This is a genomic window from Mesorhizobium sp. WSM4813 (assembly GCF_055811555.1).
The window spans coordinates 1-1,394 of the sequence record NZ_JBVVQU010000134.1; the positions used below are offsets into that span (position 1 = coordinate 1).

3 protein-coding genes and 1 pseudogene are annotated in these 1,394 nt (G+C 63.3%); 2 read left to right on the forward strand and 2 right to left on the reverse strand.

Annotated features, from left to right (window positions below):
- Together AC0L25_RS32320 and AC0L25_RS32325 are read left to right on the forward strand one after the other, a co-directional pair.
- Positions 1 to 213, forward strand: a 213-nt coding sequence (locus AC0L25_RS32320) for a DUF4326 domain-containing protein (protein WP_473599167.1), incomplete at its 5' end; no start/stop codon positions are given.
- A 29-nt stretch (positions 214 to 242) separates the two neighbouring features.
- Positions 243 to 636: pseudogene (locus AC0L25_RS32325) on the forward strand (DUF932 domain-containing protein); the annotation flags it as partial.
- A gap of 145 nt (positions 637 to 781) precedes the next feature.
- Here AC0L25_RS32325 and AC0L25_RS32330 read toward each other — a convergent pair.
- A complete protein-coding gene (locus AC0L25_RS32330) occupies positions 782 to 1,048 on the reverse strand; it encodes a conjugal transfer protein TraD (RefSeq protein WP_473599168.1) in 267 nt (88 codons plus the stop codon).
- Between the two features lies 1 nt (position 1,049).
- A complete protein-coding gene (locus AC0L25_RS32335; RefSeq protein ID WP_473599169.1) occupies positions 1,050 to 1,376 on the reverse strand; it encodes a conjugal transfer protein TraD in 327 nt (108 codons plus the stop codon).
- Between the last annotated feature and the right edge of the window lie 18 nt (positions 1,377 to 1,394).

A 1,394-nucleotide genomic window follows, 5' to 3' on the forward strand; every position in this document is an offset into this window, starting at 1 on the left:
TATATCGGGCGGCCGAGCAAATGGGGAAATCCCTTCGTCATCGGCCGCGATGGTTCACGCGAGGAGGTCATCGAGACATATCGCGCGTGGCTCGCGTCGCAACCAGAGTTGCTCGACGCTCTCGACGAACTCCGCGGCCGCGATCTGGTCTGCTGGTGCGCGCCGCAGGGGTGCCACGGCGATGTGCTGATAGAGCTCGCGAACCTGGCCTGACCTCTGCGGCCCCGTCACGCCGAGGGGCCATTTCTGCATGCCGAGCGCCAAACTTCCGTGGCTTCTACTGCTGGAATTCGGAAGTCGGCTCGAAGACGCTAGGCATTGCGAGTTTCTATCTCCGCGCCGTTTGCATGAACCGCAATCTTTGCGAACTCAAGCCCCGCGCCGTTCATCGCCGGCATCAAGGCCGCGCGTGAGAAGATTGTAGCCCGCACCGCCGGGGATCGCGAAAGCTTCCTGCGCAAGCGCGGTTTCTCCAAGGGCGAAACGGGTAAGATCATCGAGTCTGTTTTGCAGGAGGAAGGCCGCCCGCCGGAAAGCATCTTCGATTTCGTGCAGGGCATAACCGCCCATGCCCGCACCAAGGCGCATCAGGATGGCCGACTGGAGCTTGAAGGAAGGGCGAAGGCCTTGTTGAAAAGGGGCGGCATGAGCATACGAAGGCCGCGCAGCGACTACCTCGCTGCGCGGCCTTTCAGGTCCTCCATATCAACGAGACTGTCATTCCTTAAGAACGACGGGGCAGCGCTGCGATATTTGAGGTCTCCGCGCCGCCCACCATCGGTCATGCCTGGTCTTGCTGTTCCTGCGCGACGGTAGGCATCTCTTCTTTCCGTTCCGCCTCGAACGCCATCTTCCCCAGCTTTGTCCAAACGCCGCGCGCATGTTTGCCGTCCTCGCTCTGGAGCTTGTCGGCCATCCAGATGAGCGCGCCGAGGATAGTGGCACGATCATCGCCGGTCAGGTCCACGATGCCCGCCTTGACGACGAGGCCGCCGAGTTCGATCAGATGCCGCGTGCGCTTGCGGCGCTCGACCTGCCAATCGCGCATGTCATGCCGCGCCCGTGCCGCTTGATGGCGGTTGCGGGCGGCCCGGTTGCGTCGCAGCGCCGCCAGTGTCGCGCTCAGATGCCGTAGCAGATCGCCGCGACCGGCTCTGGAAAAACGTGGCCCCCCGTTTCGCCCATGCCTCCCGCTTTCCGGCTTCTTTGGTCTCCGCCAGCACGATCAGCGCGCCTGCCAGTTCCTCGGCGCTGAGCGCATCGGCGCCGCTGGCGATCACCAGTTCGCCAAGCTGCTGCACTTTGCGGGTCTTCAGTTCGCGCGCCCTGTCCTCCAGCGCCTTCAGTTCCGCATCAAAGTCCCGTGGTTTGCGCATCGTCGTCTCCATGAGTTG

Bases quoted from the DNA above. Each gene is read 5' to 3' on its own strand.
- AC0L25_RS32330 (WP_473599168.1), bottom strand. From the start codon at position 1,048: ATGCGCGATTGGCAGGTCGAGCGCCGCAAGCGCACGCGGCATCTGATC.
- AC0L25_RS32335 (WP_473599169.1), bottom strand. From the start codon at position 1,376: ATGCGCAAACCACGGGACTTTGATGCGGAACTGAAGGCGCTGGAGGAC.